Raw genomic sequence first — 22,004 nt, 5'->3', positions numbered from 1 at the left:
TCTGCGATCATAACGAAAGTAATGCTTGAAGGAGGGACATGTTCTCTCCTTCTTTTTTTATGATCAAAACCGGGATATCAGTGTCTCTAAAAACCATTTTCTCCGCAAATGATCCCAGCAAAACGGCTGAAGCATTCGTTCTTCCTTGTGATCCGATTATAATAAGGTCACTTCTAGAGTCAAGTGCATGCTCAAACACAATATCAATCTTCGATTTGGATCCTCTGACATTAAAATGACAGGGATATTTTTTATCTATTTCATTTGTCTTAAGGAATAGGTCAAAATCTTTCTTCGCATGACCTTCCATAATTTTTGCGAATTCCTCATAGGTCTTGCCCAATTTATAATAACCCAGTGGAACATCGAAAATATTGATTAGAGACAGCTTAGCTTCAGAAAGCACTTCGATCCTTAAACCAGCCTTAACTGCAAGGGATGAATGTTCAGAAAAATCCACTGGAACCAAAATATGCCGTAAGGATGGATTCATGTTTTGTGTAACGAATAAGATCGAAGTAGGGCTCTTACGTGCAATATGGCTGGAAACAATGCCAGAACCTCCGAGAGAACGTTTCCTGCCCATTACAATTAAATCAAAAGATGCTTCAACGGCATACTTTAAAATGATTGACGAAGGAGATCCTTGCTTCACCTCTATTTTGCAATCGCATTCTTTAAAGTCATACTGGCTAACCTTCCTGTTTAACTTAGCCATAATTTCATCTAAGGCGCCATTCTCAGCTTCAGTATACCCAGCCATTTCAATTCGGGTATCGATTTCTTTTATTACATGCAGAAATACGATCTCTTTTATTCCAAATAACTTGTAAAAGTTGGATACATACTCGAGAACAAATCCATCCATTAGGGTGGCATCAAGAGTGACAAGGGTCTTTCTAAAGCTAACTTCGGACATCTGATAAAGATAGTAGAGATTTCAATGATATCAATAAAGAGGAGTGCGTCCAAATAATGACTACATGTAAATTGATTGCACTTATTTTTGCACCTATGAGCAACTATGTAAACCTAGACATACAAAACGGAATCGGTAACGTTGAATTTTTTACTGAGCAGAGTAACTCCTTACCGGGAGACATTCTGAAAAAACTAGCCGACACAATCACTAAGGCAGGGAATAATCCAGACATCAAAGTGATCATTCTTAAAAGCGGTGGTAATCGTACGTTCTGTGCTGGTGCCAGCTTTGATGAGCTGATGGCAGTGGACAGTCCTGAAAATGGAAAGAAGTTTTTTATGGGCTTTGCCAATGTGATCAACGCAATGAGAAAGTGTCCAAAATTTATCATTGGTCGCTTGCAGGGAAAAGCTGTTGGTGGTGGCATTGGCTTGGCGGCCTCTGTTGATTACTGCTTTGCTTCAAAACATTCTGCAATTAAGCTGAGTGAGCTTGCTTTGGGAATCGGTCCATTCGTTGTAGGACCTGCCATTGAAAGAAAAGTAGGCCTTTCTGCCATGTCGCAAATGGCTATGAATCCAGACGAATTTTTTGATCCAAAATGGGCGCACCAAAAAGGACTTTTTGGTAAGCTCTATGATGACGTTGAGTCTTTAGATAAGGCAGTCAATCAATTAGCTGAAAAATTGGCAGCTTACAATCCGGAGGCGATGGCTGAACTCAAAAAAGTTTTCTGGAAAGGAACAGAGAACTGGGATCAGCTATTGGCTGAGCGCGCTGAAATGAGTGGTAAGCTGGTGCTTTCAGATTTCACCAGGAATTTCATTCAGAAATTCAAGAATAAATAAGATTTAGCCCGAGTAATCGGGCTTTTCTAATTTTAATAATCACTCGCCCTTCCTGATTGCTTGCATTTTTTGGTAGCATAGTAAATCGCCTGACCCAAATCGATAAGTTTTTGACGATCACTTGAAAATAAGGGAATCAAATTCCTTCGACCAGAATCCCTATGACTCGAATACTTAATCTTCCTTGGAAGCGAGCTTTCCAGCATCAAACCATATTCGCCATTGGGTTGTGGCAGTATTCGCATTTTGGTTTCATCTAAATCCATTAACCAAACTGCATAAATCTTCCATTTCGAGTCATCCTTCAAATTCGTTTCTTGTATTTCCAGATTACAATCCTCAAAGTTCAGACGATAGCAATCATAGGTATACGTCGCATTGCTAAGCGATTTAACCTGATTGATAATGAACGTAGCTGTGTCTTTTGGCATTTCTTGAGCATAGGTGATATTAAGAAATAGCCTCAGAAATAGATATAGTACAATGTTCTTCATGATAGTGAGCAAAACATTGATGCGATTATAAATTTATATTTTTACCAGAAACAACCTGATCATGTTTTCATCTAAATCAACGAGAGGTAAATGGGCGTGGGCCTTTGTGGACTTACTAGTCGTAATTATTGGTGTTTATATCGCCTTCTTAATTCAGAGCAAAGCGTTAGAAAGCAGAGACGCAAAAGAGCAGGAAAAAGTATTCACTGCCTTAAAATTTGAACTGGAACACTTTCGACTTCAAATGCCTGGAATGGCAGGTTACATGGCAGGTGAAGTAGAAAAACTGGAAAATATACGTAAAGAGGGAAATTATTCACCCTATTTCAATAACTGGCGATTTATCGAACCACAATATTCTTATCAGATCATTGAATATGCCATCAATCTACAAAACACAGAAATCATAGATTTTGAATTGTATAATGCCCTGCAAGAGCTTTTTGTTGAAATAAAAAAATTGGAACATGCCGAACGATTAATGACTGATACTTCTCTTAAGTATCAATCTATGCCTGAAGGACTTTCGAAAAGTAGTTCCGAATATCAAGTCCTATGGGCAAAGAATTATGACAATTTTGGAAGGTTCATAACCTTTATGAGAGACAGAAGCAGGATTCTTCAAGCCATAGTAGATGCTTCTGAATTAGCTCTCCCGTTAATTAACAGTAAGCTTAGCCCTCAAAAGAGGAGTGAAATCGAAAAAGAAATTGTCTCCAAAGGAATAGACAGAGCACCTAATGAAGAAACAGCAGTAACCATGGTCCAAAGCTTATTTCCAGATTTTACTGAAGAGGAAGTTCGGCAGCTATATAGACAAGCGACGGAGATAAAAGAAGAGACCAAATAATGACGGATGCTCTACGGAGAATTGTACGTAACACCAGATTAGATTGAGGAAGGAGGCCCAAAACCTCCTTTTATATTTCTAAACATCAAATAATAACTTTTTTAATGTTTACTTCTATACAGACATTAAAAATGACTGGCAGGATCTGATAAACGGTTTCGTCGCAAACCTTTGCGTTTTGTATCTTAGCGCTCCCAAAAATTAGTTATGGCAAAAACAGCAACAGCACCCAAAAAAAAGAAAGATTCCGCGATAGACTGGAAAGAGATTGCGCTGAAAATGCTTATCTCAAGAGCGATGGACGACCTGGAAGAAAACAAGCTAGTACCGGAAAAAAAGGTACTATATCAGTTTTCCGCCAGGGGCCATGAGCTAGGCCAACTGATCCTGGCCGATCTACTGGATAAACCAAAAGATGCAGCTAGCGCCTATTATCGTTCGCGTCCGCTTATGATCGGGCTTGGCTTATCTGTTGAAGATGCACTCTCTGCGCCCCTCACACGTTCAGGTGGATACAGCGACGGGCGAGATATTGGAGTGGTGTGCAACATGCCTAAATCAGAGCGTGGCTGTGTGGTACTGCCAATGGCCGGTGATGTGGGCTCACAATATACACCCGCAATTGGCTGGGCACAAAGTATCGAGTATCACGCCAAAACATTAAAAGATAAAACCTATAAAGATTCGATTTCGGCTATTTTGGGTGGGGATGGCTCAGTAGCTACCAATGGTTTTTGGTCTGCATTGACAATTGCCACCACACAAAAGCTCCCTGTACTCTTCTATATCGAAGACAATGGCTATGGCATTTCGGTAACAAGCGAATACCAGACTCCTGGGAAAAACATTGCCGAGAACTTAGCTTCATTTAAAAACCTTGACATCTGGGATGGAAGTGGAACCGATCCTGAAGAAGCATATAAACTACTAAAAGCAGGAACAGATCATGTGCGCTCACGAAAAGGCCCGGCGCTGGTTCGACTAACAGTACCTAGACTGAATGGTCACTCCTATCAAGACAATCAGGCCTATAAGGATGAAAAGCTGGTGAAGAAAGAGCAGGCCAATGACCCCTTGAAAGCAGTAAAAAAGATGTTTTCAGATAAGGAATGGAAAGCATTGGAAAAAGAAGCTCAGGAAATTGTAGATAAATCAGCTGAAGCCGCGCTGAACCGTCCGGCTCCAGATCCTGCAAAAATCAAAAAATACGTTTTCTCAGAACCGGATGAAGTGCAAGGTATTGGCGGATTGCGACCATCAGGACATGAATTTCCAACCTCTTCAGAAGAACCGAAACCGGATAAGCGCCGAATCAACATTGGTGAAGCAATCAATCTTGCCTTGGATTATGAGCTTAAGACCAACCCAAAAGTATTGGTCTTTGGAGAAGATGTGGGAATGAAAGGTGGTGTGCATGCGGTAACCATGGGATTGCAGTCTAAATACGGGAAAGATCGGGTGTTTGACACCTCGCTTTCCGAAGAAGGAATCATCGGTCGTGCAGTGGGCATGGCCTATGCCGGCCTGATGCCGGTGGCGGAGATCCAGTTTAGAAAATATGCCGACCCGGCGATGGAGCAACTCAACAACTGTGGCACCACACGCTGGAGAACAGCGAACCGATTTGCTGCCCCGATTGTGGTACGAATGCCGGGAGGATTTGCCAAAGTGGGTGACCCATGGCACTCTGTGACGAATGAAGTAATGTTTGCCCATGCTATTGGCTGGCAGGTGGCCTTCCCTAGCAATGCACAGGATGCGGTGGGACTGATCCGATCTGCTATGCGATCAGATAATCCGACGATGTTCTTCGAGCACCGAAATCTGAACGATAACCGCTACGCGCGTCGACCGTATCCGGGAGATGAGTTTGTGGTCCCGTTTGGAAAAGCGAACCTCCTCCGAGAAGGAACAGACATCACCTTGGTAACCTGGGGAGCAATGTGTGAAGCGTGTGAGGCGGCAGTAGATGAAACCGGTATTTCTGCAGATATTCTGGATCTGCGCACCATCATGCCTTGGGACAAAGAGGCGGTGCTTAACTCCATTAAGAAAACAAACAAGTGTCTGATTGTGCATGAAGATGCTTTAACAGCAGGTTTTGGAGCTGAAATCGCTGCAGTACTGGCTTCAGAAGGCTTCAGTTACCTGGATGCCCCGGTAGAGCGAATTGCCATGCCGGACATTCCACTCCCACACAATGTGCCGTTGATGGAATCAGTAGTGCCGAATGCGGATCGTATCAGTGAGAAGATTAGGGAGATATTGGCGTTTTAGTTAAGTGAGTGAGTAAAAAGATCCCAAATCAAGTCGGCCTACCGGCCAGGAAGATCCGGGATGACGCAGATAAAATGAACAGCTAAATATCACTAGAAAGTCACCCTGACACCATAGAATTTAGTGAGAAATAACATTTAGGTATATAGTGCTGGATTCAAATCGGTGGTCTCGCCCTGATTCGTACCTCCACGAACCATCTCCTCATTTTTATTATCAATTGATAATATTTAGCCCATTATCCTTTAATTTTATAGGATAAACCACCTTAATTCGTCATGTTGTTTTTCTCATCACAGCTTTTATGGCTTGCCATATGCTTATTCAATCATGAGCCCGCCTCTATCAAAGGCATCATAAAAGACAAAGAAACCAATGAACCGATCCCGTTTGCGCACGTGGTTGTCGGGGATGTGATCAATATCACTAACATAGACGGTGAGTTTGTCATCTCAACGAAAGAAATATCCGATGCAGATGAGCTAAAAATTTCATACATGGGATACAATGCCTATCAGGAGGAGCTTACCGAAATTAAAGAATACTACACCATCTACCTTGAACCTTCCACGATCCAGCTAGATGAGGTGGTTGTTATGACCGGAAAGTCTTTGATGGAAACGGTTTTTGATCGATTTCATCTGAATTACCAAATGGGCCGTCAGCACATGATAGGATATTACAAGGAGTCCATGTCTGACTATAATTCGACATACTACCTGGCGGAGGGTATCATGGATATTTATGTGCCCAGCAACGTGGACAAGCTAAATGAAGCATTGGTGCGCCCCATTCGTACCCGCAAAAAAGTACTTAGGGAGGTGGATATTATTAGTGAAGTGTTGGGTGGCAATGCAAGTGATATGGCACAGTCCTCCATTTGGAGAAAGGGTTCGTTTCTGCACCCGAAGAATAGATATAATTACGACTATCAATATTGGGGCTATACCAACATTGGTGACGTTGAAGTATATATCGTGGATTTTGAACCCATCAACAAAAAGGGAAATACTCGTGGCAAAATATATGTAGATGATGAGACTCATGCCATTTTGAAAATCGAATACTTTCCGATACTAAAGGATTATGTTTTTTGGGAATCCGTTTCCTGGACGGAAGAGTATGAAAAACGCGATGGCATATATGAACTTCTGAGTGTCTCGTTTGATGGCGTCAGTACCCACAATGAGTACAGCTACCATGCACTTTTAGTAGTAAACGAATGTTTTTTAATTGATGAGATTCCGAATGAATACCGGTTGCTTAATTCACAATATTCATTTTTTGAAGAAGCATCAGATGATTTTTCTGACTCCTTTTGGAACGGATTTAATTTCATGAAGCTGGATGTTGAATCTGCCCAGCTGGTGCGGCCATCCAGCAAGTTTTAATACATTTTGATCAGGTAGTTTTTATACCAAAAACTCCTCCACGGTCTTCACGTACATTCGCATATGCTCTGGTTTACCAATACTAACCCGAAAATGATCTTTCATTGTTGGCCACTTGGTTATTAGTATGCCCTTATTTCTCATTTTGGCTACCAGATCTTTCTCGAAACGTTCATCTCTGGCATAGATAAAATTGGTAGACGAGGAATTGTATTTCACTCCCCATTTATCATATGCCTCATATACAATCTGCTTTCCCTCTTCATTCTTCACCACACATGTATTGATGAACTCCGGATCGTCCAGCGAGGCACTCGCCGCAACCAATGGTGGCCAGCCGGTTGAAATCTCAGCACCAAGGTGTCGGTCCCTTAATGCCTGAATATTGCGCATATTTGATATGGCATATCCCATTCGCAAGCCTGCCAAACCGTATGCTTTAGAAAAAGTTCTACAAATAATCAGATTCGGCAACTCTTTAATCAAACCAACCATACTACCACTCATCCCTGCATTGGAATACTCCACATATGCCTCATCAATACAGATCAGAACGTTTTCATGCACCTCTCGACAGAAAGCTCTTAGATCTTCTGTCGCTAATTCAGTTCCTGTTGGATTATTAGGATTACAAATGAAAACCAGAGTGGTTTTATCGGTAATGGCCTCAAGCGTTTGGTCCAAATCAATGCGGTCCTTGGCATCCAGCTTCACTTTTTTGATAGTGGCTCCTGCTCGCTCACCAAACCGGAGCGCAGTTGGAAATGTTGGAAAAGGGGTGACAATTTCACCTTTTTGCAAGCCAACATGCTGGCCCAGCAAGCTCAAAACTTCAGTTGAGCCGGCAGTCAGTAAAAAATTTGCAGGCTTTAATCCATTCTTTTTAGCCAGCTTTTCTTTCAGCTCATTGATTTTTTCGTCCGGGTATCGGTTAGCATACTTCATTGCATCACCGACAGCCTGTTTCGCTACTTCTGAAGGACCATACGGATTCTCATTCCAATTCAGCAGAATGAAATCATCTTTCCTTAAAATTTCACCTGGTCGCTCACTTGCGCACCCTTGTGCCACATGAGGACCAGCCACCAGCATGGTGGCTGATGCTAATAAGCTTTGCCTGATCCAGTCTCTTCGGGTGATGCTCATTTGGTATTATTGAATGGTACTGGCTGTATTTGGATTGCTTAGTAGCTCCTTAAAAACCTCCCATCTTTTTTCCGGCTGATCCGTCGTACCTCCCTGGGATTCCACATAATCTGCAACTAAATCCTTGCCTAGGTTATAATTGATTACATAGCTTCGGTACTGATCAAAAAATCGGGTTCGTTGCAATGCTCTTTCGTATTCATTTAGCTGATACTTTACCATCCACTCTGCTGCTTCCTCCATGCTTATTTCTTCATTCAAATACATCCTGGCCGCCTCATTTCCGGCATAACTCAGCTTACCAATAAGAGCCTGAACTTCATAATATTTATCCGCCTGGCTGGCATCTAATCCTGCAAGAGGAAAGAGGACCTCCTTTTCATAACGTATTCTTTCATCGCCAGGAAAAGCCACATCAATCCCATAGTTGGCACTCCCCTCTGCGATCAATGATTGTGGTGAAAACAGTGGATACACAGAATACTCGACCCATCCTTTATTGTTTACAAGGTTCTGCTCTAGAAGAGCATTAAACACATGATGCCCGGGATAACCCTCATGACATGCCAGATCAATCGCCCGGCTGATCTTAATCGGCAAATCGGTATTAATCTGGATCAGACTTTGGCTATTACCCTGATAGTAATTGTAGCCTGACCAGCTTTTATCAGTCACATATTCCAGTACAAAATTTTCATTTTCAGGTAGGTCGTACCTTGCCATTGTCCGTTTTCGCGCCTCTGCAATAGCTGTTTGAAATACAGTGTCTATTTTCTCTTTTGGAATGATGAATTGATTCACAAATTCATTATACCGGTCAGCTAAATTTCCTTCTCCTGGCAAAGCACTCTCTAAATCCATCAATAAGCTATCAAAATATGATTCTTCATATGATGGTGGTTCCGCATCATACAAAAGTTTAGCCTCCTCATCAAATGAATAAATTTTCCCATTGATGATCTCCACTTTAGTTCGTGCGGCAATGAGCTGTTTCACTAGCATGAATTTCCGGTCTTTATCACCTTCTACCGACTGAATCTGGCTAATGAGGCTATTGGCTCGTTCAATAAAATCACCAGAAGGAAACGTATCTTTCTTTGCTGCAGGTTTCCATTCTTCCGGACCGTAATAGGCATCAACAAAATCTCTATCATACTGCCCGATTTCCAGCATGAGCTTGACGTAACGCTCCGCAATATCACCCATTGCAGTAGGTTGATCTGAAGTTTGGTCAGTAGGTGTGCATGCAATAAAAGTCAATAGTAGTAAAGTCCAAAGGCTGGTTTTTTTCATGTGTTTATCATTTTAGGTTGTCACGTAATTTACTGAATTAGAGAATTAAGTCTTTCACAAATGCTCTTAGTCAACTGAATACCTGAGGATTCTTGCTTCACTGGAAATGATATCTCAAAAAAGATATTCATCTGTTTGGTCATCTCGACCAAAGGGAGAGATATTTACTAAATGTCCCCAGCTGGATCTATAATGACGTGTAAATCGTGTGGCAATGAATTCTCAGGCAAGTACTGTAATCAATGCGGGGAGAAAGTGATAGATCAAAGAGACCGGACACTCAAGCACTTCTTTGGAGAGTTAATAAATGTGATAACATTTGCAGACAATAAACTTTGGCGAACAATAAAGATCATTTTCAGCAAACCCGGATTACTCTCAAATGAATTTGTTGAGGGGAGGCGAAAACCATACATGAAGCCGGTTTCCATTTTTTTTCTTGCAAACCTTATTTATTTCTTATTTCCACTGATAAACACCTTTACCACCCCATTGAACATCCAAAGAAATTCATTTTACTACAGTCCGATTGTCGTTGAGTGGGTGGATGAAATTGTATCTGAACGAAAGGTTTCTTATGAAGAATATCGTAATGTATATAACGCTAAAACTACAGAGTTATCTAAGCTACTTTTAGTGGTATTTGCATATATGCTGGCAATGCTTTTCGTTCCAATTCACATCGGAAGCAAGCGCAAATATTTTGCAGACCATCTAACGGTAAGTCTTGAAGTAATGACCTTCATACTTCTTGTCATTATTCAATTATTTGGTCTTGTAGCAATTATTGTAAATCAACTGGGCTCAATAAATCTCGGAACAAATTTTTATTCTACAAGCTTTGCCTGCCTGGCGCTAGCCTACTTTTTCTATTTCATGGAACGCAACTTCTATGAATTCAAACCGTGGAGGGCTTTGATTAACGTGATCCTTTGTGTGGGAGCAATATTAGTTTGCTTAATAGCTTATAGAGCGCTTCTGTTTTTCATCACATTTTGGTCTATTTGAGGCATGAAGAAAGTTTACTATTTATCCACATGTACTACTTGCAAACGCATCATGGATGAGCTTGGAGATCTAATTGCTGATTTCGAAAAACAAGACATCAAAAATGAGCAAATGACTTTTGATCAAATCGATGAAATGAAAGCAAGAGGTGGATCCTACGAGTCTCTATTTTCACGGAAAGCAATGAAATATCGTTCTATGGGCCTTGGAGATAAAAATCTTTCAGAAGCGGACTACAGGAAGTTGATTCAGGAAGAATACACCTTTCTAAAGCGTCCGGTCTTTATCGTTGATGATATGGTGTTTGTAGGTAATAGCAAGAAAGTGATCGATTCATTAAGGAATCATTTGAGTTAAATCACCGATTATTCGCCTTATTAATTAAAGTATCACTTTAAGTAAAAGTATCTAGATGCCATTAGTAGTAATGCTTATGAATAAATGAGCGTAATTATGGGGTTAACTGTGGCAATTTCCCATCTAAGTTTGTATCGTACCAAATTGTTTCGGTATGCGACTTATTGTACTAATTACACTGATGCTGATTTTTCTAAAGGGAGAATCGGCAACCATGCAGACTGATACAGCTAAGGAAGAAATAGTATTAGGCAATTCCATCATGGAGAAAGTGTTTGTGCGCTTTCATACAAACTATGAGATGAGCCGACTTCATAAAATGGGCTATTACAAAGAATCTGTCTCAGATTCCAACTCCATTTATTATCTGGCCGAAGGAATTGTAGATATCTACATACCAAGCAACCTGAATCATTCAGAAAATGCCGCGATATACCCTATCAAAACTCGAAAAAAGGCATTTAAGGAGATCGAAGAGGATAAGCTCCTCTTTGGAAACGCCAGCGATATGGCTCGTTCATCCATCTGGAGACCAAACTCATTTTTACATGAAAAAAATCGGGATGATTACGTTTTTACTTACTCAGGATCAACAAAACTAAATTCCTATGCGGTATTAATCGTGGAGTTTAGTCCAGCAGAGGGCACTCATGGAAATGTGAAAGGTAGAATCTACATTGATCCACTGTATTATGGGATAGTAAGGATAGAATACACACCGCTCACCGCTTCTTCAAAGGTCTGGAATGAGGTATCCTGGACAGAAAATTTTGAATTTAGAAATGGTGCTTATGAGCTTGTAAATGTCACATTTAAAGGGCAAAGCTCCGAAGACGACTTTCATTATGAGGCTATGCTTGCCATGGATCAGCTTGAAACATTAAGTAAAATCCCCCAGCATATGGTTTTCATAGACGACAATGTTCCGCTTTTCGCTAAAGCCACTGAAATAAGTACTGATTCTTTTTGGGAAGGTTTTGAATTTCTTAAAAACAACATCCCTCTTGACACAGTTTATCTGATTGCCGAAAATCATTAAACCTTGACTGATGCTTTCACGTGAGAAAATTTGATAATTTTCTCTTATGAACCGCATCGACCGACTCAACGCACTCCTCATTCACTTACAAGGAAAACCCAGAGTTCCCATTGGAGAATTGGAAGACCGATTCGAGGTAGGTCGGAGAACCATTTTTCGTGACATCCGATCTCTTATGGATGCTGGGGTTCCCATTGGCGGGGATGCGGGTGAAGGATATTTTATTGTTGATGGTTATCATCTCCCTCCTGTTGTCTTTAACAAAGAGGAAGCTAGCGCTATTTTAATGGGGGCCAAATTCATTGAGAGAAGTGCAGACACTCAGACCATCGATACGTTTAATAGGGCGATGTACAAAATCAAGGCGGTTCTTAAATATTCAGATAAGGAATTTTTGGATAACCTGGAAGATCGCATTGCGATACGTCCTACACCGGTACCGATGAAGAAACCTGATTCTCATTTGGCAGAAATCCAACTAGCGATTGCAACGAATCGGGTCATCTCCATGACTTATTATTCTCATTACAACGATTCTACCACCGAGCGAAAGGTGGAGCCTTTGGGGATGGTTTTCTATTCCAGCAGATGGCATTTGGTTGCCCATTGTCGTCTCAGAGATGACCTCAGAGATTTCCGAACAGACCGAATTCAAAAAGTCAATGTGCTTCCGGAGGAGTTCGATCCAGGTCGCCATCCCAACTATCTGGAGTTTCTAAGTGAGGCATTGCTAGGCACAGACGCTAAAGAAGCTGTCATTCGTACTTCTGCCATGGTTGCTCGTTTTATGGGTGAGCAGAAATATTACATGGGCTTTGCTGAAGAAAAGAAATTGGAAGATGGACGTTATGAGATGAAGTTCGTAACTCCTCGCTACGACTATTTTGCTCATTGGCTCATGATGTATGGAAACCAGGTAGAGATCATTTCTCCATCAGAACTTTTAGGCACGGCAGCCACATTTGCTAAAGAACTTCTGGAACATCACAGCGCTCCATTTTTAGTTAAAACTTAAAAGGTATGAAAGCTTCAATTTTTACTTTACTTCTTTCTGTTTCGCTTTCTGTTTTTGGTCAAAGCGCTCATGAGGAAATCGAGCAACAGGTTTGGGTTCCATTCACCCGTGCCTGGGAAGCTAATGATGGTGAGGCATACAATGCGGTACATACGGATAATGTTTGGCGTATCAACCCCGGCAGATTACTCGTTGGTGACCTATATAAAAAGAGGAATACTGAACGGATGACCGGACAAAAAAGGGATCGAATCATTGAATTTACTTTCGAGACACGAACGGCCAACGGAGACAATGCCTATGAAGTCGGCTATTACCGTATTACAGACAGATCTGAGGATCAGCCAAGATATTTCGTTGGCAGGTTTCATGTCGCGATAAAAAAGATCGATGGAGTATGGAGAATTGCTCAGGATTGGGATACTGATGAAATAAACGGAGAAAAAATCACTCCCGAAAGCCTTGAAAAGAGGGATTTTATCCATTTTCAATAATATTTTTCTACCCATCAGAATCCAGTGACACAGGGCTGTCACTCTGCCTTTTTTCTTTGTTTTCATAAATATTAAACACTCACAAATTATGGAAGCAACAGTTGACAAAATCGATCTAAAAAAAGATGACCCAGTCTATTACTCAGCAAAGAAAAATCCTGAAATCAGAGACCTGGATAGTTATTATTATCTGTCCATTTCTGGAAGATGTGACCCTCAAGCCAATCAATTTATGGAAGCTATTGATAAGCTCTATTCGGTTGCATATTCCGTCAAGTTCATCTGCCAGGCAGAGGATATGGATTTCATAATGCCCAAAATGGAAGGTTTCTGGTGGGTAGACGGAGGATTAGAAGCACAACATAAATTTGCTCAAACACCTCCCGATGAATGGAATTGGAAGATCGTTATCAGAATGCCGGATTTTGTAGAGGGTGATCACTATTACCGGGCCATTCAAAAGGTGAAGGCTAAAAATCCTGAACTATTGTCTGACGATGAAGTGAATTTTGAACTCATAAATGAAGGACTATCTGTACAAGGTTTGCACATTGGGAGTTACTATGAAGAGGAACCAACCATTGCCAAAATCATGGAGTTCATCCAGTACAATGGATTACAAGTAGCTGGTTATCATCATGAAATCTATCTTAGTGATCCCAGGAAAACACCAAAGGAGAAACTGAAGACCATTTTGAGATACGCTGTAAAAAAAGGATGAAGACCGTTGAAGATTTCATATTAGGACTCGATGGTCAGCAAAAGGCCATCGTTTCTTTTTTACATCAGCGGCTCACAAACCAACATGACCTGATCCCAAAAATCAGATTCAAAATACCCATGTATTATCGGAAGAGTTGGGTGTGCTACCTCAATCCAATCAAAAATAATGGAATTGAACTAGCATTTTTAAGTGGCAAAAGCCTTTCGAATGAACAAGGGTTACTCAACTGCAAAGGACGAAAGATGGTCTGTGGAATAGATCTGTTTAATGTCAGTAACATACCAGAAAAATCCATTGATGAAATTGTGCAGGAGGCACTTATTCTAGATGAACTCGCAAAACCCAAGCGATAGTCAAATTAACTATGGATTTCATAGGTGTATTCACCTAAATATTATAACTGGCGCATTATCAGTGGAAAAAATCAGAAGAAAAAACTTCATTCTAAATTATCTTTCAAGATTACATAGCCACAAAAACTTTTGGAAACCTCACCAACTCTCACTGATACAAAAGTTCATATCCTGCTCAGAGAAGCATATGAAAAGCGAGTTAATGATTTAAATACAAGCATTAAACTTGCAGAGGAAGCACTCCAGATTAGCAAGGAGTTAGATGACAAATCATGTATTGGTCAATCACTTACTCAGCTTTCTCTTTTCCACATGATCATTGGTGATTTTGATCTTTCAAAAAATATGGCCAATGAAGCTATCGAAGTTTTTGAGGAAGTGGGTGACGAAAAGGGTATTGCTGATGCAAAGTATACCATAGCAGGGGCTCTTTACAAAACTGACGATTACAACCTGGGTCTCACCTACCTGGTTGACTGCCTGAAAACTTACAAGAAGCAGGAGGACTATCACAATCAGGCACGCGTTGAGAAATCCATGGGCACCATATATGAATACTTTGGTGACGTAGAAAGTGCGATTAAAGCTTATGAAGCTGCAATAGCATCTGCAAAAAAAGCTGACGATAAGAACCTTCAGTCCAATGCATTCAATCCCCTATCTGGCATCTATCTGAACCAGGGTAAATTACGTCAGGCAATAGAGCTTATCGAAAAATCAATCGCCTTCAAAAACGAAACGGGTGATACCAGGGGGCTAGCTTTTGCACTCTATGGAAGAGGGAAAATCCACACCATCACCAAAGATTTTGAAAAGGCTGAGACTGATTTTCTAGAGGCAGAAAGAATTCATGAAGAAATGGGTGAAAAGCTGGGGCTCGCCATGTGTTGGCACAAGCGAGGGGCGCTTTATCTCGAAATGGGGGAGCTTGATAAGGCGGAAGAAACATTGGTAAACGCACTCCAGTACAGCAATAAAAACCGGATCATCCTTATCAAGTTTAAGGCCAACCTTCTCCTTCATGAAATAGCCAAGAAAAGAGGTGACCATGAACTGGCGCTAAAGTATCTTCAACAATATATTGATGAGAAAGAAAGTGTAATTAATGATCGCACAGCCAAGGTAATCGAAAGCTATGATGTAATCAATGAGATGCAGAGGCTAGAACAAGATGCAAAAGCTCAGAAAGAAAAGGCCGACCTCATTGAAAAGAAAAAAATTGAGCTGGACTCATTTTTCTATCGCATCTCACACGATCTAAAAGGCCCCATCACTTCACTCATGAGCCTTAACTATGTGGCGAAACTGGAAGTTAAAGACGAAACTGCGCTCAGATTTATTGATGACTATGAAAAACAAGCGAACAGGCTGAACAACATTTTGGATGGCCTGCTCAACCTGACCAAAATGTCATTCAATGAAGACAGTAAACAAGAGATCGATTTTGAAAAGATCATTTACGATTGCATCTCTTCATATAAGTTTCTGGCAAACTATGAAAAGGTGGAGTTTAAAATCGATGTTGATCCAAATATCAAATTTGAAGCGGAATGGGCCTTGATCAATACGGTGATGCAAAACCTGATTGAGAATGGAATTAAGTATGCCCGAATTGAGGATAATAAACCTTACATCGCAATTACAATAAAAGACCAAGGCTCCAATATCACTATTACCACAACTGATAATGGGATAGGAATGGATAAGGAAACCGTGGACAAAATCTTCACCATGTTTTTCCGGGTTAATCGCACAATTGAAGGAACCGGTTTAGGCCTTCACATCTTGAAAAGAGCCATTGAACGGCTTAATGGTGAAGTGGATGTAGAGAGTGAACTTGGGAAGGGAACTACTTTCAAAATCACCCTTCCCAAATAATTTCCATTACATATGTATCGGTCTGTTTTCAGTTGCAGCAAGTGCTGCTTCTTTGAATGCCTCCATATATGTAGGATGCGCATGTGACATCCTGGCCACATCCTCTGCAGAGGCACGATATTCCATGGCAGTTACTCCAGCAGCGATCATGTCAGCTGCTCTTGCGCCAATGATGTGGACACCCAATATCTCATCTGTTTCTTTATCAGCCAGAATTTTCACCAGTCCTTCCGTATCCATACTTGCCCGGGCTCTACCCAGTGCTTTGTAAGGAAACTTACCTGTTTTGTAATTCTTGCCCTGCTCTTTCAGTTGCTCTTCGGTATATCCAACGGATGCTACTTCCGGCCATGTGTAAACAACACCTGGAATTAGGTTATAATTGATATGTGGTTTTTGTCCGGCAATTGCTTCTGCTACGAATACTCCTTCCTCTTCCGCTTTGTGTGCAAGCATCGCACCCCTTACCACATCACCAATCGCGTATATATTGTCAACATTTGTGCGGAGATGATCATCAACTTCTACCCTGCCACTGTCATCCATCTTTACACCGGCTTTATCTAGGCCAAGCTTATCCGTATACGGTCTTCGACCGATTGATACCAGGCAATAATCTCCTTTAACCTCTACTTGCTCTCCTTTCTTGGTCTCAGCTTTTACGGTTACGTTCTTACCTTTCTTCTCAACTGCAGTTACCTTATGACCCAGGTAAAAATCAAAACCCAGACCTTTAAGCGACTTTTGCAGCTCCTTACCCATAGTAGAATCCATCGTTGGGATCAGGCTATCTAGATACTCTACAACAGAAACTTTGGCTCCCAATCTGGCATAAACAGAGCCAAGCTCAACACCTATTACTCCTCCTCCAATCACGATCATGTGCTTCGGCACCTCCTTCAGTTCCAAAGCTTCAGTACTGGTGATCACACGCTCCTTGTCTAGCTTGATGAAAGGAAGATTTGCCGGTTTTGATCCGGTTGCAATGATCACTTTTTCAGCTGTGATCTTTTTCTTGTCTTTCCCATCAACTTGTATCGTGTTTTTATCAACAAAGCTGCCCATCCCATGAAAAACATCGATTTTGTTTTTCTTCATAAGGTAGTCGATTCCTTCCACGTTTTGCTTCACCACATCCGCCTTACGACCGATCATTTGTTTCAGATTCACCTTCGGCTTGTTGATGTCTATTCCATGCTCTTTAAATGTGTGTTCTGCAGCATGAAAATGCTCGGAGGAATCCAGCAATGCCTTTGATGGAATACAACCCACATTCAAACATGTACCACCAAGGGTATCATATTTTTCTATGATGGCTGTTTTCATTCCCAGCTGTGCACAACGAATGGCCGCAACGTATCCACCGGGACCTGAACCAATTACTACTACTTGATAATCCATATTTACAGATTTATGATTGGGAGATTTTTTGATTTAAGAATTAAACACCTAACAACAATCTGGTAGGGTCTTCGAGCAGTTGCTTCACTCTCACAAGGAAGCTCACAGACTCTCGTCCATCTATGATTCGGTGATCGTACGAAAGCGCTACATACATCATTGGTCGCACTACCACTTCACCGTTCTCAACCACTGCACGCTCTACGATATTATGCATTCCAAGAATCGCCGATTGTGGAGCGTTGATGATTGGTGTTGACATCATAGAACCAAAAACTCCTCCATTGGTGATGGTGAAAGTTCCGCCTTCCATTTCCTCGATACTGAGTTTATTGTCTCTGGCCTTAGTAGCCAGTCTTACCACTTCTTTCTCTATTTGATCGAAGCTAAGCGCTTCTGCGTTTCTGATTACTGGCACTACCAGCCCTTTTGGAGCTGATACTGCGATGGAGATGTCGCAATAATCATTAAAGACCATTTCATTCCCATCAATCTGAGCATTCACAGCCGGCCATTCCTGCAATGCCACACATACTGCCTTAGTGAAGAATGACATGAAACCTAATCCTACTTCATGCTTTTCTTTGAACTGCTCTTTGTATTTCTTCCTCAGATCCATGATCGGCTTCATGTTCACCTCGTTGAAGGTAGTAAGCATAGCCGTTTCATTCTTCACAGAGACCAACCGTCGGGAAACCGTCTTTCTTAGTGAAGACATCTTCTCTCTTCGCTGCTCTCGACTTACACCTCCGCCAAAATTCGGAGCTTCAAACTGTGGTTTTGACGGTTTGTCTTCCGAAGAAGCTTTAGACTCTTGCTTGGGCTTCTCCGCTTTCATCGCATCCTCTTTGGTGATGCGCCCATCCTTACCTGTTCCTTTCACATCATCAGGAGAAATCCCCTTCTCGCTTAAGATTTTTGCTGCTGCTGGTGACGCATGACCCGTTGCATAGGTTTCTTTATCAGCACCCGAACCACTGGAAGATTCTGCTGACGATGAATCACCTGAAGAGGAATCCGATGATGGCGCTCCCCCTTCCATTACTTCAATCTTACATATCAACTCACCTATTTCTAATGTATCGCCTTCCTGAGCAACGATTTGTAGGTTTCCCTGAGCCTCTGCAGTTAGATCAAAAGTGGCTTTGTCCGACTCGATCTCAGCAATGACTTCATCCAGTTCCACAAAATCTCCGTCACCCTTGGCCCAGTTGGAAATAGTTACTTCAGTAATTGACTCACCAACTGCAGGAACCTTCATTTCCAGTATTTCTCCTGTCGCTTTCGCTTCAGATGATGTGTCTCCCGAACTTTCTTTCTTTTCATCAGAAGAATCATCGCCGGAATCAGTGGATCCGCCTCCTTCACCACTTTCATCAATTTCGCAAAGAACTGCACCTATTTCAAGTGTATCTCCTTCTTCTGCCTTTATTTTCAATGTACCAGCAGCTTCTGCGGTCACCTCAAATGTGGCTTTGTCTGACTCTAATTCACAGATCACCTCATCCATCTCCACATAATCACCATCGCTTTTTGTCCAGGATGCTACGGTCACTTCCGTGATAGACTCGCCAACCGAAGGAACTTTCATTTCAAGACTCATTTTCTTCTTGTTTTAATGTTTTTATATTCTTTCCAGATATTTATCAAATTTCAAACGCTTGCTTTACAAGGGTCTCCTGCTCTTCTTTATGAACTTTAGAAAATCCAGTAGCAGGTGAGGCGCTTATTCGTCTTGATATCACATCAAAATCCATATTGATGCGCATATTGATATAGCTCCAGGCTCCCATGTTCTTTGGCTCTTCCTGAACCCACACAAGCTTTGGTTTATTGTATTTCTTAAGGATAGCATCAATTTGCTTTTGCGGCCAGGGGTATAGCTGCTCTATCCGAACAATCGCGATATCTTTTGCTTTCTTTTTCTTCTGCTCCTCAAGAAGATCGAAATAAACCTTTCCGGAACAGAAAAGCACTTTCTTCACATTCTTGTTGGTAACATAGTCATCACCAATCACCTCCTGGAATCTGCCGGAAGTGAATTCTTTCATTGGCGAAACAACTCCCTGGTGCCTTAATAGTGATTTTGGAGAAAAGACAACTGCGGGTTTTCTGAACTCCCAAGCTACCTGTCTCCTCATCAAATGGAAGATGTTTGCCGAGGTGGTAAGATTCGCTATAATGATATTTTCATTGGCACACATCTGAAGGAACCGTTCCATTCGTGCACTGGAATGCTCCGGACCCTGCCCCTCATACCCATGTGGGAGTAGCATCACCAGACCATTCATTCTTTGCCATTTGCTCTCCGCACTGGTTATGAACTGATCAATCATGATCTGAGCCCCGTTGGCAAAATCACCAAACTGTGCTTCCCAAATCACCAACGCATTTGGGGTAGCCATCGCATACCCATATTCGAACCCTAACACCCCATACTCTGACAGCAGTGAATTATAAATTCTTAGTGGCTGCTGTTCGTCTTGAATGTGATTTAATCCACAATACGGCTCATTGGTATTGGAATCAAAGAAATACGCATGCCGATGTGAGAAGGTGCCACGTTTTACATCCTGTCCGGACATACGAACGATTGTGCCTTCTGCCAGCAACGAACCATACGCCAGCAATTCTGCGTCCGCCCAGCCCAGCTCATTCTTTTCGAAAAAGTTTGCTTTGCGATCCTTCAGGAGTTTTTCAATCTGACGCAGAGGTTTAAATCCTTTTGGAACTTCTGTGATTGCTTTGGCTACCTTCTGAATAAGGTCCTCTGAAATGGAAGTGTCCGGTGACTTTTCAAAATCTTTAGGATCCGAACGTCTCAGATGATCCCATTCCTCTTCAATTTTCTGAGGCTTATATGGAAGTGGTCTTTCCTTTATTTCGTTTAGGCGGTTTTGCAACCGCTGCTTAAAATCTTTATCAAGTTTCTTGACCTCATTGTCATCCAGGTCACCTCGTTCTGTTAAGTATTTGACATACACTTCCCGTGGGTTGGGATGCTTGCCAATTGCATTATAGAGTTTCGGTTGGGTGAATTTTGGCTCATCACTCTCATTATGGCCATGCCTTCTATAGCACAGCATATCAATGAAAATGTCTTTCTTGAATTTCTGTCTATATTCAACCGCCAGATTCGCTGCGAAGTTTACTGCTTCAGCGTCATCACCATTTACATGAAGAATCGGTGCATCAACGATTTTTGCTAAATCCGTACAATAGATACTGGAACGAGCATCTGCAAAATCAGTAGTAAATCCAACCTGGTTATTGATAACAAAATGGATTGTTCCTCCAGTCTTATACCCTTCCAGTAAAGACATCTGAACACATTCGTAGACAATACCTTGCCCAGCTACTGCTGCATCTCCATGAATTAGAACCGGGATTGCTTTGCCCATATCCCCTTTATACTCATCGTCAATCTGAGCTCTTGAATATCCCAGAACCACCGGATCGACTGCTTCCAGGTGTGATGGGTTTGGTGCCAGCTTGACGTACATCTTTTTACCGGCTGAGGTTTCCATATGGGAAGCGTAACCCAGGTGATACTTCACATCTCCATCTCCCATGGTCAGATCCACTTCCTGATTCCCTTCGAATTCAGAAAATATCTCCTCATAGGTTTTGCCCATGATATTCGCAAGTACATTGAGTCTTCCGCGATGAGCCATACCGATCATCACCTCTTCAGCATCGAGCTCTGCAGCTTTATTTATCACTTTATCCAAAGCAGGGATCATATTTTCTCCTCCTTCAAGGGAGAAACGTTTCTGCCCTAAAAACTTTGTGTGAAGGAAATTCTCAAAAACAACTGCCTCGTTCAGCTTGGAAAGAATACGATGCTTTTCTTCCCTTGAAGGATTGATATTCGCACCCTCTGTCTCCACTTTGTTTCTAAACCATTCATGAATATCAGAATCACGAACATGGTTATACTCGAATCCGATATGACCGGAATAAACCTTCTTAAGGCGCTCAACAATCTTTTTTAGTGGAGCTTTTCCTAAACCGATCTCACTTCCTACTTCAAACTCTGTATCAAGGTCTTCTTTTGAAAGCCCAAAATCTTCCAGCTCTAACCGAGTAGAATGTTTGCGACGGGCACGAACCGGATTGGTGTCTGCTTCGAGGTGAGCATAAGACCTGTGATTGTAAATAAGGTTTCTAACTGCGGTCTCTTTAGGAGTAGCAAGCTGCTGGTCTTCTCCTTTACCATATTGTTCCTGCCCAAATTCAAATCCTTCAAAAAACTTCTTCCAGGATTCATCAATGCTATCAGGATCTTTTTTGTAAGATTTATAAAGACCGTCAAGATAATTGCCGTGGGCGTTGGCGATGTAAGAATATTTATCCATATTCAATTTTGTTGTGAAACAAAGGTATATTCAATAAAGTTTCTTTGAAAACCGCAAAATCGGTTTTTCAAATACACATAGAAAAAATCACTGATAACCAGCTAGTTGAATTTTTCAAAAAATAGCATTCAGAGGGGCAGGGTGTACATTTAAATT

Annotated in this window: 19 protein-coding genes; 12 read left to right on the top strand and 7 right to left on the bottom strand. The window is 41.5% G+C overall.

Annotated elements, in window-relative coordinates; all coding sequences use genetic code 11:
* Positions 1-7: 7 nt before the first annotated feature.
* Complete coding sequence (locus ACXAH9_RS12845) at positions 8-919, bottom strand: universal stress protein (protein ID WP_474895260.1); 912 nt, start codon at positions 917-919, stop codon at positions 8-10.
* Positions 920-1,014: 95 nt separating this feature from the next.
* On the opposite strand from ACXAH9_RS12845, the gene ACXAH9_RS12840 reads away from it, so the two are divergent.
* On the top strand, positions 1,015-1,770 hold the full coding sequence (locus ACXAH9_RS12840) for an enoyl-CoA hydratase/isomerase family protein (protein WP_474895259.1): 756 nt from the start codon (positions 1,015-1,017) through the stop codon (positions 1,768-1,770).
* 32 nt (positions 1,771-1,802) lie between these two features.
* Here the strand turns inward: ACXAH9_RS12840 and ACXAH9_RS12835 are convergent, their stop codons facing one another.
* On the bottom strand, positions 1,803-2,264 hold the full coding sequence (locus tag ACXAH9_RS12835) for a hypothetical protein (RefSeq protein WP_474895258.1): 462 nt from the start codon (positions 2,262-2,264) through the stop codon (positions 1,803-1,805).
* Between the two features lie 61 nt (positions 2,265-2,325).
* Between ACXAH9_RS12835 and ACXAH9_RS12830 the strand changes: the two genes are divergently transcribed.
* The 3 genes from ACXAH9_RS12830 to ACXAH9_RS12820 all read left to right on the top strand — a co-directional run bounded on the left by ACXAH9_RS12830 (position 2,326) and on the right by ACXAH9_RS12820 (position 6,782).
* The gene (locus ACXAH9_RS12830) at positions 2,326-3,114 is read left to right on the top strand and encodes a hypothetical protein (RefSeq protein ID WP_474895257.1); all 789 of its coding nucleotides are present in this window, start codon (positions 2,326-2,328) and stop codon (positions 3,112-3,114) included.
* Between the two features lie 207 nt (positions 3,115-3,321).
* A complete protein-coding gene (locus ACXAH9_RS12825) occupies positions 3,322-5,391 on the top strand; it encodes an alpha-ketoacid dehydrogenase subunit alpha/beta (protein WP_474895256.1) in 2,070 nt (689 codons plus the stop codon).
* A 278-nt stretch (positions 5,392-5,669) separates the two neighbouring features.
* Positions 5,670-6,782 carry a carboxypeptidase-like regulatory domain-containing protein gene (locus ACXAH9_RS12820; RefSeq protein WP_474895255.1) on the top strand — a complete coding sequence of 371 codons (1,113 nt, stop codon included), beginning with the start codon at positions 5,670-5,672 and terminating at the stop codon, positions 6,780-6,782.
* A gap of 21 nt (positions 6,783-6,803) precedes the next feature.
* On the opposite strand, the gene ACXAH9_RS12815 is transcribed toward ACXAH9_RS12820, so the two are convergent.
* A complete protein-coding gene (locus ACXAH9_RS12815; protein WP_474895254.1) occupies positions 6,804-7,928 on the bottom strand; it encodes a pyridoxal phosphate-dependent aminotransferase in 1,125 nt (374 codons plus the stop codon).
* A gap of 6 nt (positions 7,929-7,934) precedes the next feature.
* Entirely contained in the window at positions 7,935-9,221 is a 1,287-nt protein-coding gene (locus ACXAH9_RS12810; protein ID WP_474895253.1) for a hypothetical protein, read from the bottom strand.
* 192 nt (positions 9,222-9,413) lie between these two features.
* Here ACXAH9_RS12810 and ACXAH9_RS12805 point away from each other — a divergent pair, with 192 nt between their 5' ends.
* The 8 genes from ACXAH9_RS12805 (at position 9,414) to ACXAH9_RS12770 (ending at position 16,089) form a co-directional block, all read left to right on the top strand.
* Positions 9,414-10,229 (top strand): DUF3667 domain-containing protein, encoded by an 816-nt coding sequence (locus ACXAH9_RS12805; RefSeq protein ID WP_474895252.1) that lies wholly within the window; start codon positions 9,414-9,416, stop codon positions 10,227-10,229.
* A gap of 3 nt (positions 10,230-10,232) precedes the next feature.
* The gene (locus tag ACXAH9_RS12800; RefSeq protein WP_474895251.1) at positions 10,233-10,586 is read left to right on the top strand and encodes an arsenate reductase family protein; all 354 of its coding nucleotides are present in this window, start codon (positions 10,233-10,235) and stop codon (positions 10,584-10,586) included.
* 154 nt (positions 10,587-10,740) lie between these two features.
* The gene (locus ACXAH9_RS12795; RefSeq protein WP_474895250.1) at positions 10,741-11,625 is read left to right on the top strand and encodes a hypothetical protein; all 885 of its coding nucleotides are present in this window, start codon (positions 10,741-10,743) and stop codon (positions 11,623-11,625) included.
* A gap of 46 nt (positions 11,626-11,671) precedes the next feature.
* Positions 11,672-12,640, top strand: a complete 969-nt coding sequence (locus tag ACXAH9_RS12790) for a helix-turn-helix transcriptional regulator (protein WP_474895249.1) — start codon at positions 11,672-11,674, stop codon at positions 12,638-12,640.
* Positions 12,641-12,645: 5 nt separating this feature from the next.
* Entirely contained in the window at positions 12,646-13,134 is a 489-nt protein-coding gene (locus tag ACXAH9_RS12785; protein WP_474895248.1) for a YybH family protein, read from the top strand.
* A gap of 88 nt (positions 13,135-13,222) precedes the next feature.
* Positions 13,223-13,855 (top strand): GyrI-like domain-containing protein, encoded by a 633-nt coding sequence (locus ACXAH9_RS12780; protein WP_474895247.1) that lies wholly within the window; start codon positions 13,223-13,225, stop codon positions 13,853-13,855.
* A complete protein-coding gene (locus ACXAH9_RS12775; RefSeq protein ID WP_474895246.1) occupies positions 13,852-14,211 on the top strand; it encodes a DUF1801 domain-containing protein in 360 nt (119 codons plus the stop codon). The genes ACXAH9_RS12780 and ACXAH9_RS12775 overlap by 4 nt, the downstream gene beginning before the upstream one ends.
* Positions 14,212-14,340: 129 nt before the next feature.
* The gene (locus ACXAH9_RS12770) at positions 14,341-16,089 is read left to right on the top strand and encodes a tetratricopeptide repeat protein (protein ID WP_474895245.1); all 1,749 of its coding nucleotides are present in this window, start codon (positions 14,341-14,343) and stop codon (positions 16,087-16,089) included.
* Between the two features lie 6 nt (positions 16,090-16,095).
* Here ACXAH9_RS12770 and lpdA read toward each other — a convergent pair whose 3' ends face one another.
* The 3 genes from lpdA to ACXAH9_RS12755 are packed head-to-tail and all read right to left on the bottom strand — an operon-like array spanning position 16,096 to position 21,848.
* Complete coding sequence (gene lpdA, locus ACXAH9_RS12765; protein WP_474895244.1) at positions 16,096-17,490, bottom strand: dihydrolipoyl dehydrogenase; 1,395 nt, start codon at positions 17,488-17,490, stop codon at positions 16,096-16,098.
* Between the two features lie 40 nt (positions 17,491-17,530).
* Complete coding sequence (odhB, locus tag ACXAH9_RS12760) at positions 17,531-19,093, bottom strand: 2-oxoglutarate dehydrogenase complex dihydrolipoyllysine-residue succinyltransferase (RefSeq protein ID WP_474895243.1); 1,563 nt, start codon at positions 19,091-19,093, stop codon at positions 17,531-17,533.
* A 43-nt stretch (positions 19,094-19,136) separates the two neighbouring features.
* Positions 19,137-21,848 (bottom strand): 2-oxoglutarate dehydrogenase E1 component, encoded by a 2,712-nt coding sequence (locus ACXAH9_RS12755; RefSeq protein WP_474895242.1) that lies wholly within the window; start codon positions 21,846-21,848, stop codon positions 19,137-19,139.
* Between the last annotated feature and the right edge of the window lie 156 nt (positions 21,849-22,004).

The sequence above is a fragment of the Ekhidna sp. ABH4_415 genome (assembly GCF_056161305.1).
The sequence above is the reverse complement of the archived record's forward strand: the minus strand, read 5'-3'. Positions and strand labels throughout refer to the sequence as shown.